At 42.7% G+C, this 13,036-nt stretch carries 12 protein-coding genes, 2 tRNA genes and 1 riboswitch; of the genes, 3 read left to right on the top strand and 11 right to left on the bottom strand.

What is annotated here, in order from left to right; all coding sequences use genetic code 11:
- Positions 1–41: 41 nt before the first annotated feature.
- Positions 42–323 carry an H-NS-like global regulator TsrA gene (gene tsrA, locus HGG78_RS09830; RefSeq protein ID WP_053309782.1) on the bottom strand — a complete coding sequence of 94 codons (282 nt, stop codon included), beginning with the start codon at positions 321–323 and terminating at the stop codon, positions 42–44.
- Between the two features lie 88 nt (positions 324–411).
- Complete coding sequence (locus HGG78_RS09825) at positions 412–1,614, bottom strand: Bcr/CflA family efflux MFS transporter (protein ID WP_172532779.1); 1,203 nt, start codon at positions 1,612–1,614, stop codon at positions 412–414.
- Positions 1,615–1,729: 115 nt separating this feature from the next.
- Here HGG78_RS09825 and HGG78_RS09820 point away from each other — a divergent pair, with 115 nt between their 5' ends.
- Both HGG78_RS09820 and HGG78_RS09815 read left to right on the top strand, forming a co-directional pair.
- On the top strand, positions 1,730–2,671 hold the full coding sequence (locus HGG78_RS09820) for a LysR family transcriptional regulator (RefSeq protein WP_172532778.1): 942 nt from the start codon (positions 1,730–1,732) through the stop codon (positions 2,669–2,671).
- Positions 2,672–2,789: 118 nt separating this feature from the next.
- Positions 2,790–4,580: an aminopeptidase P family protein gene (locus tag HGG78_RS09815; protein WP_172532777.1), complete on the top strand. Its 1,791-nt coding sequence runs from the start codon at positions 2,790–2,792 to the stop codon at positions 4,578–4,580.
- A gap of 138 nt (positions 4,581–4,718) precedes the next feature.
- Here the strand turns inward: HGG78_RS09815 and thiH are convergent, their stop codons facing one another.
- From thiH to crcB, 7 genes are all read right to left on the bottom strand, one after another.
- Positions 4,719–5,831 carry a 2-iminoacetate synthase ThiH gene (gene thiH / locus HGG78_RS09810; protein WP_172532776.1) on the bottom strand — a complete coding sequence of 371 codons (1,113 nt, stop codon included), beginning with the start codon at positions 5,829–5,831 and terminating at the stop codon, positions 4,719–4,721.
- Between the two features lie 2 nt (positions 5,832–5,833).
- A complete protein-coding gene (locus HGG78_RS09805) occupies positions 5,834–6,598 on the bottom strand; it encodes a thiazole synthase (RefSeq protein ID WP_172532775.1) in 765 nt (254 codons plus the stop codon).
- The gene (gene thiS / locus HGG78_RS09800) at positions 6,599–6,808 is read right to left on the bottom strand and encodes a sulfur carrier protein ThiS (protein ID WP_053309788.1); all 210 of its coding nucleotides are present in this window, start codon (positions 6,806–6,808) and stop codon (positions 6,599–6,601) included.
- A complete protein-coding gene (locus HGG78_RS09795) occupies positions 6,796–7,584 on the bottom strand; it encodes a HesA/MoeB/ThiF family protein (RefSeq protein WP_172532774.1) in 789 nt (262 codons plus the stop codon). Before HGG78_RS09795 ends, thiS begins: the two co-directional genes overlap by 13 nt.
- A complete protein-coding gene (gene thiE / locus HGG78_RS09790) occupies positions 7,574–8,812 on the bottom strand; it encodes a thiamine phosphate synthase (protein WP_172532773.1) in 1,239 nt (412 codons plus the stop codon). Before thiE ends, HGG78_RS09795 begins: the two co-directional genes overlap by 11 nt.
- Before the next feature lie 2 nt (positions 8,813–8,814).
- Positions 8,815–10,764, bottom strand: a complete 1,950-nt coding sequence (gene thiC, locus HGG78_RS09785; protein ID WP_172532772.1) for a phosphomethylpyrimidine synthase ThiC — start codon at positions 10,762–10,764, stop codon at positions 8,815–8,817.
- Positions 10,765–10,876: 112 nt separating this feature from the next.
- Positions 10,877–10,975: riboswitch (TPP riboswitch) on the bottom strand.
- A 49-nt stretch (positions 10,976–11,024) separates the two neighbouring features.
- Entirely contained in the window at positions 11,025–11,408 is a 384-nt protein-coding gene (gene crcB, locus HGG78_RS09780) for a fluoride efflux transporter CrcB (protein WP_053309792.1), read from the bottom strand.
- A 785-nt stretch (positions 11,409–12,193) separates the two neighbouring features.
- On the opposite strand from crcB, the gene HGG78_RS09775 reads away from it, so the two are divergent.
- Positions 12,194–12,547 (top strand): P2 family phage major capsid protein, encoded by a 354-nt coding sequence (locus HGG78_RS09775; RefSeq protein WP_172532771.1) that lies wholly within the window; start codon positions 12,194–12,196, stop codon positions 12,545–12,547.
- 249 nt (positions 12,548–12,796) lie between these two features.
- On the opposite strand, the gene HGG78_RS09770 is transcribed toward HGG78_RS09775, so the two are convergent.
- Positions 12,797–12,873, bottom strand: a tRNA-Trp gene (locus tag HGG78_RS09770).
- Positions 12,874–12,916: 43 nt separating this feature from the next.
- Positions 12,917–12,993 (bottom strand) — tRNA-Asp (locus tag HGG78_RS09765).
- Between the last annotated feature and the right edge of the window lie 43 nt (positions 12,994–13,036).

The following is a 13,036-nucleotide window of genomic DNA, read 5'->3' as shown; positions in this document are numbered from 1 at the left end:
AGAATATATTCTCTGGCCACAATATCTACTTTATAGATTGGTTATTTATTCAGGTAATTTAGAAGCTCTTCTGCTGAAATACCTTGCTTTGCCAATTCTTTTGCCATGATTTCCACTTGTTCACCTTTGCGAGATTCTATCACGTGTTGAAACTGGAACACTAAATCACGTAGGACTGGTAGTGGTACTTGTTTTGCGGCACTGCGAATACGCTCACTACTTTGGTTGCCTAATTCATTAAGCAATTTACCGAACATGACCTTTTCTGGCGACTCATCGAGCTGTTCCCAAATACGAGCCATTTCATAGGTTGTCATTGACATTGTTGTTTCGCTTCCAAAGTGCAATTGAAATAATTAAGTGCCCAAATATACACTCGTTAAAACGATTATAGAATAGCATAAACCGATTTTATTGCTGCACTGCTATTTGATGCCAGTATCGCCCTGCTTTTGATAACAAAATTAATAGCGATGGGGCGATTATCCACATATGCAACGCAATTAACACCTGAGGTTCAAACCCAGCTCGCTGTAGCGAGCCCACTAATAAACCAGCGCCACTCATTTGAAATAGTCCAAGCAATGCAGCCGCGGTTCCTGCTTTGTCGCCAAATGGAGCCAACGCTTTTCCTGCTGCCGCTCCCAAAATCCAGGCAAATCCAATAGACGAAATAAAGATAGGTAACATAAAGGCGAATGCAGTTTTTTGCTGTGCCAGTACAAGCATTATTGTTCCGGCGATCAGTAATATACTAATGCCAACCACTAAAGTTTTATGAGTGCCAAATTTATCCATAAATTGAGGTGCTGTTAAACACGCAGCAATATTGATGATGGCATTCATTCCAAACCAAAAAGTGAACTCGTTCATGGTTAAACCATAGCCCTCCATCAACACCACAGGAGCTGAGGTTACGTAAGCAAGAATTACCGCCATGGCTAACATACATAAAGAGGCATGGAATAGGAAAGAAGGTGTTTTCAATACCGACCAGTACCGCGAAAACTTAAAGAATGCTTGCTTCTCTGCCGTTTCAGGATTGGTTTCTTTCATACCTATCAGCATCATTGAGCCAACAACCACAGCAAAACCAGCCATAAAGCTAAAATTACTGCGCCAGCCGAACTGTTGAGTCAACCAACTTCCAAGAATTGGTGCCAGTGCAGGAATGAAACAGATCGCCCCATTCAGGTAGCTGATCATTTTACCACTGCGTTCTGGTCCAAAAATATCGCGAACTGTTGCAAAGGCTGCCACCGATGTTGCACAAGCACCGAAGCCTTGTAGCAGCCGAGCCATCAGCATCCACTCAATACTTTGAGCTGCCCACGCCAAGCAAGCACTCAATGCATAGATACTGATACCTCCCAATGCAACAGTTCGACGACCGAGTTTATCCGCCAAGGGGCCCGCAAATAATTGCCCTATCCCCATGGCGAATAGAAACCAAGTGATCGTATCTTGTGCATAAGCGTGTTCCACGTGAAATGTTTGTGAAATTAACGGTAAAGCAGGCAGATAAATATCAATCGCCAACGGGCTGAACAGTACCAACAAAACCAGTAATGTCAGCTGGCGCTTACTGTCTGCACCAGATGTTATTTGTTTCACGAAACACTCCAATATAAAGAAAGAACAACTTTGAGAACTGATGCATAGTAACGCAAAGATGATATGAACAGAAATGGCATATAATCATCCTAATTATTCCTAATTGGAAAAACAGATGAATATTGAGAAGTTATCTCGCATCGATCTTAATTTACTGGTTTGTTTAACCGTTCTGTTAGAAGAGCTGAGTGTCACGCGTACTGCACATCGTCTCTGTTTGAGTCAGTCAGCCGTGAGCAAATCACTGGCCAAACTGCGTCAACAATTCGATGATCCGCTATTTATTCGTAACTCTCATGGTCTAAAGGCAACGCCTCAAGCTTTATTCTTGAAACCCAAGTTAGATATCCTAATTAATCAGCTTGAAATCATTACTCAGCCGCAGGAATTTTCGCCTCAAACCAGTGAATATCGTTTTCAAATAGCCGCAGTAGAAAGTGTTTACCCACTGATTCTGCCACACTTTTTACCAGTAATTTTTAACCAAGGACCTAATTTAAATATCAATACCCATTCTTGGGATGATCAAACATTCAAAAAACTACAGCTAGGAGAAATCGACTTAGGTATCACTGGCAAAGATATCGATATTAATGATGCCAAGCTAACTATGCTGCCCCCCAGTGACATCTGCGAGCAAGAGATTTACCGAGACAACCAAATGTGTGTGGTGAGAAAAGATCACCCGGTTTTACGTGAAAATTGGACGCTAGAAAGCTACCTTGCGCTGCGTCATGTACAAGTGCGATGTGATGGTAATGACCGCTGGCTGCTCGATTACCGTCTGGCAGATATTGGCAAAGAGCGTGATATCGCAATTACGGTTCCAGACTTCAATAGCGCCGCCAGTTTGTGTACCTATACTGATTTCATTTTCACAGCGCCAAGTCATTTTACCCATCTAGTCGCGCAACAAATGGATCTGGTTGTTCTTCCTTTACCAATGGAGTTCCCCCCCATGGCTTATACGCTTTTTTGGCACAGAGACAGAGAAAATGACCCCGCATTAAGCTGGTTAAGGCAGATGATCCAAACCAAAACCTTACACCTTAGATAATTATTATTTTGAAATTTGCGCGAGTCAGATAAAAAGAGTAGCTTATTTGCACTCGTCCACTCAGTAATGATGTACTGAGATTCATACAACGGACTGTTATAAAAAGGATATAACACAGATGCATAATTCGATCGCAGAACGTGTTTCAGCTTTACGTGGCTGGTTAACACAACAAGGGCTTGATGCTGTCATTATTCCTCATGAAGATGAATATCTTGGGGAGTATGTACCACAACATAATGAACGTTTACATTGGATAACTGGCTTTACTGGTTCAGCGGGTGCTGCCGTGATCACCCAAGATAAAGCCGCTATTTTTGTTGATGGTCGCTATACCGTTCAAGTTCGCAAACAAGTGCCGGAAAGCACATTTGAATATCGACACTTGATTGAAGAGCCCTTTCTCGATTGGCTACAAGAAACACTTGCTACAGGTAGCAAGGTTGGTTTTGACCCACGCATGCATCGTGCGAGTTGGCTTAAAGCTGCACAAAGAAAATTGGATGGTGAGCTACAACTGGTAGCGACATCAACCAACCCTGTCGATCAGTTATGGACGGATCGTCCCGAGGCCTTAGTTTCACCTGTACGCCTTATGAGTGATGAGTTTGTTGGTCAAAATAGTCAAAGCAAACGTAGCTTGATTGCGCAACAACTCATGAAAAAGAAAGCCGATGCGGCAATACTCACCGAATTAGATTCGATTTGCTGGCTATTGAACATTCGTGGTCTCGATGTATCACGTTTACCAGTTCTGCTTTCTCACGCCATTATTCATGTTGACGCTAGTGTCGATTTTTTTCTTGATCCATCACGTATTCCAAGCGAATTTACCCAGCATGTAGGCGCAGATGTTCGAGTCCACCATCCTGATCAACTAGAAGCGCAACTTCGTGTATTGAGTGGTCAGAAAGTTATTGTAGACTCGGCAACCAGCAACGCTTGGTTTACGCTAGTTCTACAAAATTCAGGGGTTGAGATAATTGATGACGCTGACCCATGTTTATTGCCTAAAGCGGCCAAGAACGCCACCGAAGTTGCAGGGATGAAAGCTTGCCACGTACGCGATGGCGCTGCGATGGCTAAGTTTCTCGCATGGCTAGATAACGAAGTCGCCAATCAAAGACTCCATGATGAAGGTTTTCTCTCTGATCGTTTACAAGCATTTAGAGAAGAAGACGCTTCATTAGCAGACCTTAGTTTCGATACTATTTCCGCCGCTGGTAGCAATGCAGCGATGTGTCACTACAACCACATCAACCAAGCGACTCCAGGGCAACTCGCTTTAAACTCTCTCTACCTTGTCGATTCTGGTGGTCAATATACTGATGGCACAACGGATATCACACGTACTATCGCCATTGGTCAACCTAGTGATGAGATGATTCAGCAATTCACGTTGGTATTAAAAGGGCACATCGCGCTAGCACGAGCTCGCTTCCCTAAAGGCACTTGTGGCCATCAGCTAGATGTACTTGCTCGTCAACATTTATGGGCTAATGGTTATGATTATGATCATGGTACTGGTCATGGTGTCGGTCACTTCCTCAGTGTACATGAAGGCCCACAACGCATTAGTAAAGTGTTCAACAATGTCGCATTGCTCCCGGGTATGGTGCTTTCAAATGAACCTGGTTATTATCGAGCAGACGCCTTTGGCATTCGAATTGAGAACCTGGAATTGGTTGTCGAAATGGAAACCAAAGGTGATTTCAGCGTGTTAGGGTTTGAATCATTAACTCGTTGTCCAATAGACAAGCGTGCAATTAATGTTGATATGCTAACTCGCCCAGAGCTAGCGTGGTTGAACGATTATCACCAAAAAGTATGGCAACAAGTTAGCCCGTTGGTGGAAGGTGAAACTAAAGAGTGGCTACGCCAAGCAACCTCCGCAATTAAACATGACTGATATTTAAATTTCTGTCACATGTTCAACTCAATATGTTTTATCCATTAAAAAGGCGACCAGCTCTGGTCGCCTTCTAAATTGTGATCTAGATATTTACCGAATATAACGAGTATCTACTCTGATGTTTCACGTGAAACATTACCCCGAATAGGCACTATGCCAATCCTTCCACACAGCTTGCAAACCACGATTTTTTACAGCGAGTTCGACTTCATGTGCAGTACGATCATCGCTAATTGTAAATTGTTCTAACTCAACATCTTTCATCGCATAACCTCCAGGTTGAGTCTTTGATGCAGCAGAAATACTGGTAATCCCCAGAGGAATGACACTATCTCGAAAATGAGCTGACTCTCGAGTAGATAGAGAGAGTTCAACTTGCGAATTAAATAATCTAAATGCACAAATCAATTGGACCAACTGCTTATCAGACATTTCAGATTTAGGCTGTAATGAACCTTCACATGGACGTAAACGCGGAAAAGAAATGGAATAACGGGTTTGCCAATAGGTTTTTTCTAAGTAATCCAGATGAGCAGCAACATAAAAACAATCAGTTCTCCAATCTTCTAAGCCAATTAACGCGCCGATACCTATTTTGTCTATTCCAGCCCTAGCCAGTCGATCTGGTGTCTCAAGTCGGAAATTGAAATCCATCTTATTACCTCTTAAATGGTGTGAAGCATAAGTAGATGGATGATACGTTTCTTGGTAGACCATCACCGCATCAAGACCAAGTGTTTTAAGCTCCTCATAATGTACTTGCTGAAGCGGTTGAACCTCCATCGCTACATAACTAAACTCACTTTTGATCACAGGTAGTATCTGACGAAAATACTCTACCCCGACTTTAGTTTCATGCTCACCCGTTACCAATAACACACTATCAAACTTCATCTTTTTGATGGCTGCAATTTCACCTTCTACCTCTTGCCTATTCAAAGTACGCCGTTTGATTCGGTTTTCCATTGAAAAGCCACAATAGGTACAAGCATTGGCACACAGGTTAGATAAATAAAGCGGGATATAAAACGAGATCGTATTACCAAATCGTTGACGCGTTAATGAATAAGAATTCTGCGCCATTTGCTCTATATAAGGTTCAGCTGCTGGAGAAATCAGAGCTTTAAAGTCTTCCAAATTAAGCTTATCTTTTGCTAGAGCCCGCTCTACATCTCGTGCCGTTTTAGTTCGGATCGATAAACTAATATCATCCCAATCTAACTGCTTAAAACGTTCCAAAAAACTCATGACTACTCATCCAGAAAAGCGGTAAAAGGGCTGGAGGCAACCGCATGCCAAGATTGAGTTGCTAAGCCTGATTCATAGGCCATTCGTCCTGATTCTATCGCCATTTTAAAAGCCATTGCCATGCTAATAGGGTCACGTGCAGTTGCTATTGCGGTGTTAACCAGCACTGCATCAGCCCCCATTTCCATAGCACGTGACGCATGTGAAGGCGCACCAATACCAGCATCGACAATGACAGGAACTTTGGCTTGGTCAATAATAATTTCCAAGAAATCTTTTGAAACTAAGCCTTTATTCGAACCAATTGGAGCCCCCAAAGGCATCACAGCAGCACACCCTACCTCTTCTAATCTCTTACACAACACAGGGTCAGCATGGCAATACGGTAGAACAGTGAACCCCTCTTTTACTAGTTGCGCTGCTGCTTTTAATGTCTCAATTGGATCAGGCATTAAGTACTTAGGATCGGGGTGAATTTCTAATTTTAACCAGTTGGTTGCTAATGCCTCACGAGCTAAGTGGGCAGCAAAAACCGCATCCTTAGCATTTTTTGCGCCTGAAGTATTAGGTAACAAATGGATATTAGATTCGATAAGTGGCGCTAAAATATCATCATTCGTATCGTTCAAATCAACACGCTTTAAAGCCATAGTTGCCATTTGTGAACCTGATTGAGCAAGCGCTCGCGCCATTACATCACGATTGGCAAACTTGCCAGTTCCGGTGAACAAACGAGAGCTAAACTCTCTACCAGCTATTGTTAACATTTAGCCTCCTGCAATGGCTTGAAACAGTGAAATTGTGTCTCCATCACAGAGCAAGGTAGTAGCCCATTCACTACGTGGAATGACATTTGGTCCAATGGCAAAAACACTTCCAGTGGTCGATATGGCCAGCAAAGTGACAATATCCAATAGGCTTGAACCATTACTGACTTGATGCGGTTGATTATTGATCGTTATCGTTATATCGGACATTTTTGTTCCTCACCTATGTTATCTGCTACTGGCAAACAACAAACATTACAATGCAAATCTTTAGGGACGTTGAATGTTTGAAATTGAAAGGTTTGGCCATCAAACACTGTCATTTGATTAGCTTGGTAATCAGGCTGTTTTGTTAGAAGCTTGATTGTTTGAAGCGCTTGAAGCGCTCCTATCACTCCAACCACAGGACCAATGACACCAAGTTCGTCACAACGCTGTGTTGCTGGTAGCTCGCCATCTGGAACCAAACATCGATAACAGGGAGATGGTGGTAAGTGATCAAACGTGATTATTTGTCCTTGCCAACCAATCGCAGCTCCAGAGATCAGAGGCTTATTTGCTTTGCGGCATGCTTGATTGATGATATGACGACTTTCAATATTATCAGTACAGTCTAAAACCACATCCGCGAGTAAAATTTCTAGTTGTAACTGTTTATCAAAAATACGCTTTGTTATTGGCCTGACTCGACAATCCTTGTTGATAGCCGCTATCTGTTCAGCCATGGCTCTTACTTTTGATTTACCAATTTGATTTTCTCGGTAGATCACTTGGCGATGTAAATTGCTACTTTCTAAAATATCATCATCAACAATCACAAATTGTCCAATACCCGCTGCCGCTAAATATAAAACAGCCGCCGAACCCAAACCGCCACACCCAATAACAAGCACTTTACTTGTTAATAAAGTCTGTTGGCCATGTTCACCAATTTGAGTAAGCGAAAGTTGCCTCTGGTAACGAAGAAACTGGGCATCAGAAAGCATGGGTCCCCCTTCTCTCAGCACGCAAATTCAACTCAGAAACTTGCATAATGGAATTGAAACTTTGGATCGCAGATCTAGTGTTTCTCGCCTCAGTTACCGCCCTTACCACAGCTAAACTTGATACGCCACATTGCCAAACTTGCGCTGCGTTATTGAGATCAATCCCGCCAATCGCAACCGTTGGTATGGGATTTATCCCCGTGGATTTAGCCAAATCATCTATTAATTGTTGGTAGAGTTTAAGTCTGACTAATCCTTGTGGTTTAGATGGCATTTGCTTAGTTGTCGTCGGAAATATATGACCTAAAGCGATGTAACTTGGCTTAAGTTGAGCAACTCGTAAAAGCTCATAGTAACCATGAGTAGAAAGACCTAAGTAAAGTCCAGCTTTTGCAATTTGCTCAAGGTCAGCTGTTTCAATATCTTCCTGCCCTAAATGGACACCAAAAGCTTGGTGTTTAATCGCAAGTTGCCAATGATCATTAATAAAAACTTGAGCACCATATCTTTGGCCAAGCTTGATAGCCTTGATGATGTGTAGTTCAAGGTCTGGATGCTCTGTGTTTTTCATTCGCAGTTGAATGATTTTTACACCCATTTTAAGCAAGCACTCAATCCAATCGACACTATCGACAACGGGATATAGCCCCAAGTTGTCTTTATGCATAACCGGGAAAGCTAAATCATCATTGGTCGCAAGGAAACCTTGTTTAATAGTCGGCTTTGGAAAATAGCTACTTTCTACAGGCCATGTTTCACGTGAAACATTCATTGCAGCACGAGCCAGTACCAAAGCATCTTCAAGTGGGAAATCAAGAGACAGCAAGGCTAAAACCCAAGCGAAATGAGTAATACCAGAATTAGATAACTCTAATGAGCGAGAGTAATGCAGAGAACACAGCTCTTGGTCTTTGTACCATTGGTCTTTCGACTCAAGAGGACCCAGTGATCCAAGAGCAAGTTGAATGAAATTCTTTACTGCATAGCATGAAGAAGGAATCGCTGATTGATACTGAAAGAACAAATTACAGCCAGAAACAGAAACATCTTGTGACGACATCAAACAGTCACTATCAATAGTCCAATCATCAAGTTGGCAGCACGTTGTTGGGCTCACACCTAATGCTATATCTTTAATATCAAAGCCTTGCTGCTGAGCCAGCAGCAAAATGCGTTGGATATCTCCGGTTAAAGCAATATCTTGCCGAGGAATTAATAACAGAGTCATAGCTACTCCTCACTGCAAACAGTCTGCTTATTCACCGCTAGATGATATAGTTCGGAACCTGCCGCCTTAAACTCGTGCGATTTTTTTCGCATACCTTCTAAAGGATCATCCAATAATTTCACAGAAATCTTTGCATCAGCAGCAACTTGCTCGCTATTTTTAGCATATTCTCGCACTTCTTGAGAGATCTTCATCGAACAGAATTTTGGGCCACACATTGAGCAAAAATGCGCTACTTTTCCTGATTCCTGAGGTAAGGTTTCATCATGGAAAGCACGAGCTGTAACAGGATCTAGCGCAAGGTTAAATTGGTCCTCCCAACGAAATTCGAAACGGGCTTTTGATAAAGCATTATCACGAATTTGAACGCCAGGATGGCCCTTAGCAAGATCAGCAGCATGCGCGGCTAATTTATAAGTAATTAAGCCGGTTTTTACATCTTCTTTATTTGGCAAACCTAAATGCTCTTTAGGCGTGACATAGCAGAGCATTGCGCAGCCATACCAACCAATCATTGCCGCCCCAATACCGGAAGTGATGTGATCGTAACCAGGTGCGATATCCGTTGTAAGTGGGCCTAGAGTATAGAATGGAGCTTCGTGGCAGTGCTTAAGCTGCTCATCCATATTTTCTTTAATCATATGCATTGGAATATGACCAGGTCCCTCAATAATAACCTGAACGTCGTATTCCCAAGCAATTTTGGTCAGCTCACCCAAGGTTCGAAGCTCAGCAAATTGTGCTTCATCATTTGCATCGGCAATTGAGCCAGGGCGAAGTCCATCACCTAAAGATAATGCGACGTCATACTTTGAACAGATTTCGCAAATTTCTCGGAAGTTCGTATAAAGAAAACTTTCAGTATGATGAGCCAAACACCACTTCGCAATGATTGAACCTCCACGAGAAACAATCCCAGTGACACGTTTGGCCGTCATAGGAACATAGCGCAATAACAACCCTGCATGGATAGTAAAGTAATCAACCCCCTGCTCTGCTTGTTCAATAAGCGTATCGCGCATCACTTCCCATGTTAGATCTTCAGCAACACCATTCACTTTTTCAAGGGCTTGATACATAGGAACGGTGCCTATTGGTACCGGACTATTGCGTAAAATCCATTCTCGTGTCTCATGGATATTTCTCCCCGTAGAGAGATCCATCACAGTATCGCCACCCCAGCGAGTCGCCCAAACTAATTTTTCCACCTCTTCTTCAATAGAAGAAGAAACCGATGAGTTACCTATATTAGCGTTTACTTTTACTAAAAAGTTACGGCCAATAATCATCGGCTCTGATTCTGGGTGATTAATATTAGTTGGGATAATTGCACGCCCCTGAGCCACTTCTTGGCGGACAAATTCAGGCGTTATTTCTCGTGGAAGGTTAGCACCAAAGCTCTGACCTGGATGCTGTTGGTTAAGTTGTTCATCAGAAAACTTTTGCCGCCCCATATTTTCGCGAATAGCGATGTATTCCATTTCAGGAGTAATAATACCTTGTCGTGCGTAATGCAACTGAGTGACTCGTCTGCCATGCTTTGCACGACGAACAGAAGGTAAATTACCATAACGTAATTGGTCTAACGTTTCGTCAGTTAAACGTTGTTTTGCATAAACAGAACTAACGCCTTGAAGCAACTCGGTATCTTCTCTCTCTACTATCCAGCGCTCTCTTAACTTCGGAAGACCTTGGTATAAATCGATGGTGTGGGATGGGTCAGTATAGACACCCGATGTATCATAAACACACACAGGGTCATTGGGCTGATAAACAGGGTCTGTTTTAGTCCCTCCAATTAAGCTATCGGCAAGTCTAATTTCTCTCATTGGGACACGAATATCAGCGCGTGAACCTTCGATATAAACTTTGGTTGAATTAGGGTAAGGCTCGACAGATAGAGTGTCGATAAATTGTTTGGCTTCTAGTCTCGCTTGTTTGCGACTCGACATAGCATTTTCCTTTCATTGTTTTAGGGATAAATGCTTGGCGGATTGATACACAAGAGTCGATCAAAATTAAAATTTTGATCTGAGGATGATATAACTAGATAGATCACTAGCAAGATTATCTTCTCTTGTTCCCTTCGCAGGTATTAGCCTGATCAGGTTCAACGGATCCCGAAAATACGGTCTCAGCCTTATGGCACTCCGACAAGTGAAATCATTATAAAGAAAGCAGATTAATTAACCAAGGTGAAACGTTAATTCAGTTAACTTTTGTTCAACAATTGAAAGCCAATCCAAGCAACAGAAATACTCAAAACGACATTCAATAGAATGTTAAGGCCCATTTTAAAGAAAGCGCCTTGCTGCATTAAAAGAACGTTATCCATAGAGAAAGTGGAAAATGTTGTTAGCGCTCCTAAAAATCCTAAACCAATAATTTGTCGCCACGGTTCAGTGGCAAGTAACTCACTCTCAAATGCCGCGATCAATAACCCCATAATAAATGAGCCGACAACGTTTACCATTAGTGTGCCATAAGGAAAACCTCGCCCGAGAAGCACCACACACAACTCGGAGATTAAGTAACGAGAGCAAGCACCAAACGCCCCACCCAATGCGATAAAGCCTAATATAGACAATTGACCCATAATAATCTCCTTAGAACTACAGTCGCTATTCTAACCGCTAAAGAGGAGAAATCGACCTACAAATATAAAAAGTGGTTATACAAAGTACAAATCACCAAGTACTTTTTAAAAGTTACATACGTCACTTATGTAAATAAAATCGGATGAAGTGCAAGAAAAACCACATTGGATACCAGCAACCGTTTTACTTAATGAGCTAAAATCACTGGGCTGAAGTCGGAGGAGTAGCAATGCTCAAAGAGCACATTAAACAATACAAACCAAATGAACTTGTCGATCCTGTCGTCCAATCCGAGACATTGCCAGGTGAGCAGATACACGACCATCCCCTATTACGGCGAACGTGTAAAAGCCTTCGTAACACTAATTAAGTTCGCCAGCTTCCCAGTGGAAAAAACGCTCGATGACTCTGACTTCAAGTTCGCAACGGGTTCCCAGGGAAAACAGTAAAGGAGCTTACAGGTTAGCGTTCATCGAGCGAAAACTACCAGCCGCCTGATGAACAATTACAGGCGGAGATTACACAGCGAAAAGAACGAATTATGCGGTTAGATTGAACCAGTAGAAAAGCCCACCATGCACTTTATCTGAGCGTTTATGACAGACATAAAAAAGGCCACTCAACGAGAGTGTCCTTTGAACTACACCATACAACCGAGAAAGCGTCTTAATGCTATACCGCTTTCGCTTCACATTTTAAAGCGAGAATATAAAACCCCATTCGATACAAAGACGGCTTTAACATCGATTCAATATAATCTCCAGCCATAGAAAGCCGGAGCCCCATGAATATCGACTCAATCAACAAACTCAAAACCTATAAAGACAACTCTCAAAAACGCTATAACGTGAGCAGTGCCACCGAGAGCTTTTATATCAATTCTACCGCCAGCCAAACGCTGATTGATGATGTGAAAAACCTGCTTGATGTACGTTTTGCAGCGACTGACGATTTGGTCGCGATTATTGGCAATGAGTTGATCGCCAACGGCCAAGCAAGGCTGTACACTGAGGACGGCTGCACACCCAGAAAGAAATCAAAAATCGAGATGTGCCAAGTCATCGCGACATATAGTGGTTTGGCCTTCGTCCATTGTATCCAGCTTCCCCCCGCGCGGCATCATGGCCACAAGCTTTGACAATATGCTTATACATGCAAATCGGTCATCATTAAGAACGACAGTAAAAACCGTGTTCAGAACTTCGAATCGATGAACATGGTCTATGTGGTTGAGCAACAGGGAAAAGCAGCCACACTCGAGTTCAACAACGTAAAACTCAAGAAAGTAGGTTCTGATCGTTGGGAGTTATGTTGCAGTAGAGTACGCACAAAAAAGCCCAGTCAATCAACTGGGCTTTCTGATTTGCATTATTATGCAAAATTAAGATGGCAGGGGTGGAGAGATTCGAACTCCCAACACGCGGATTTGGAATCCGCTGCTCTGCCAATTGGAGCTACACCCCTAACGTTTATTTATTTTAAAGAGTTAAACTTCTCTTAAATAAAGTGGCGGAGCGGACGGGACTCGAACCCGCGACCCCCGGCGTGACAGGCCGGTATTCTAACCAACTGAACTACCGCTCCGCTGCGTGTCTGGTTAGACAATATTCAAAGCCTGGCGATGTCC

The organism is Vibrio aestuarianus, from assembly GCF_012395185.1.
Lineage (GTDB): Bacteria > Pseudomonadota > Gammaproteobacteria > Enterobacterales > Vibrionaceae > Vibrio > Vibrio aestuarianus.
This window is presented reverse-complemented; position numbering and strand designations above follow the sequence as displayed.

What these genes read in the sequence shown, in the direction of transcription:
- tsrA (WP_053309782.1), bottom strand. Translation starts at nt 323, where the DNA reads ATGTCAATGACAACCTATGAAATGGCTCGTATTTGGGAACAGCTCGAT.
- HGG78_RS09820 (WP_172532778.1), top strand. Translation starts at nt 1,730, where the DNA reads ATGAATATTGAGAAGTTATCTCGCATCGATCTTAATTTACTGGTTTGT.
- HGG78_RS09815 (WP_172532777.1), top strand. Translation starts at nt 2,790, where the DNA reads ATGCATAATTCGATCGCAGAACGTGTTTCAGCTTTACGTGGCTGGTTA.
- thiH (WP_172532776.1), bottom strand. Translation starts at nt 5,831, where the DNA reads ATGAGTTTTTTGGAACGTTTTAAGCAGTTAGATTGGGATGATATTAGT.
- HGG78_RS09805 (WP_172532775.1), bottom strand. Translation starts at nt 6,598, where the DNA reads ATGTTAACAATAGCTGGTAGAGAGTTTAGCTCTCGTTTGTTCACCGGA.
- thiS (WP_053309788.1), bottom strand. Translation starts at nt 6,808, where the DNA reads ATGTCCGATATAACGATAACGATCAATAATCAACCGCATCAAGTCAGT.
- HGG78_RS09795 (WP_172532774.1), bottom strand. Translation starts at nt 7,584, where the DNA reads ATGCTTTCTGATGCCCAGTTTCTTCGTTACCAGAGGCAACTTTCGCTT.
- thiE (WP_172532773.1), bottom strand. Translation starts at nt 8,812, where the DNA reads ATGACTCTGTTATTAATTCCTCGGCAAGATATTGCTTTAACCGGAGAT.
- thiC (WP_172532772.1), bottom strand. Translation starts at nt 10,764, where the DNA reads ATGTCGAGTCGCAAACAAGCGAGACTAGAAGCCAAACAATTTATCGAC.
- crcB (WP_053309792.1), bottom strand. Translation starts at nt 11,408, where the DNA reads ATGGGTCAATTGTCTATATTAGGCTTTATCGCATTGGGTGGGGCGTTT.
- HGG78_RS09775 (WP_172532771.1), top strand. Translation starts at nt 12,194, where the DNA reads ATGAATATCGACTCAATCAACAAACTCAAAACCTATAAAGACAACTCT.